The 1,183-nt window shown below is 23.2% G+C and carries 1 protein-coding gene and 1 pseudogene; one reads left to right on the forward strand and one right to left on the reverse strand.

Annotation, left to right across the window (positions count from 1 at the left end):
• Nucleotides 1-549 (reverse strand): glycosyltransferase family 2 protein (locus AJ884_RS02465; RefSeq protein WP_148116008.1); only part of this gene is annotated, 549 nt, incomplete at its 3' end.
• An 85-nt stretch (nucleotides 550-634) separates the two neighbouring features.
• Between AJ884_RS02465 and AJ884_RS02470 the strand changes: the two are divergent.
• Nucleotides 635-1,183, forward strand: a pseudogene (locus tag AJ884_RS02470) (beta-1,4-N-acetylgalactosaminyltransferase); the annotation flags it as partial.

The following is a 1,183-nucleotide window of genomic DNA, read 5'->3' on the forward strand; positions in this document are numbered from 1 at the left end:
ATGTGCACAAATATCTAAATCTTTTTCAATCATTTCTTTCACGCAAAGTTCTATGCAATCATTTAAAAAATAATCATCTGAATCTAAAAAGTGAATTATAGAATTTGGTAGCTCTTGGACTAATAAATCATTTATATTTTCTATATTTGTTTTTATATATCTTTTTTGAATAGGTACAAAATTTGATTTTATTGTTTCTTTATTAATTATTTTTGTATTTTTATCAAAAGTATGAGTTGAAGTAAAAGAAATTATGTCTTGTTCGATGTTATCTTCAAAAAAACTTCTGAGTTTAGTTCCTTTTATAAATTCTAATCCCATATTTCTTGCTGAAGATTGTCCCCCATTTTCCTTGGAGATTAAAAATATTCTTTCATCTTTACCAAGATATTCTAAGGCTATATTTAAGCTTCCATCGTCACTTCCATCATCCACTAACATAATATCTAAATTTTTATACGTTTGATTTATTACGCTATCTAAACATTCTCTTAAATAAGGTGCTACATTATATATTGGGATGATAATAGTAATTAAAGGATTATTCATATATACTTTCTTTTTTATTTTATTATACATAAGGAAATATTAAAAAATATGAAAATTAGAAAAATATTTATAAATTTATTACTTAATATTTATACCAATAAAATCTATAAGAAAAAAGATAAGATATAATTTAAACAATAAAACCATATCTTTACAAAAAACTGATTCTAAGTTACCTAAAAATATTTTAAATAAAAAATAATAAGTATTTTTATGAAATTAATAAAACCATTAATGGAGAGGGGCATAATGGCTATTTTGACTTTGATCCAAACTCAAAAGATACAAAATCTCCTTTAAATCCTTGGGCTTTTATAAGAGTAAAAAATGAAGCTATTACTTTAAGAGCTTCATTAGAAAGTATATTGCCTGCAATACAAAGAGGTGTTATAGGATATAATGATTGTACTGATGGAAGTGAAGAGATTATTTTAGAATTTTGCAAGCAATATCCTTCTTTTATACCAGTAAAATATCCTTATGAAGTACAAATTGAAAATCCACAAAGTGAAAAAAATAAACTTTATAGCTATTATAATTATGTTGCAAATTTTATTCCTCAAAGAGAATGGCTTATAAAAATAGATGTAGATCATTACTATGATGCAAAAAAATTATATAAGAGTTTTTATAT

Origin of the sequence: Campylobacter sp. BCW_6463 (assembly GCF_001762785.1) — a bacterium.
Taxonomy (GTDB): domain Bacteria; phylum Campylobacterota; class Campylobacteria; order Campylobacterales; family Campylobacteraceae; genus Campylobacter_D; species Campylobacter_D jejuni.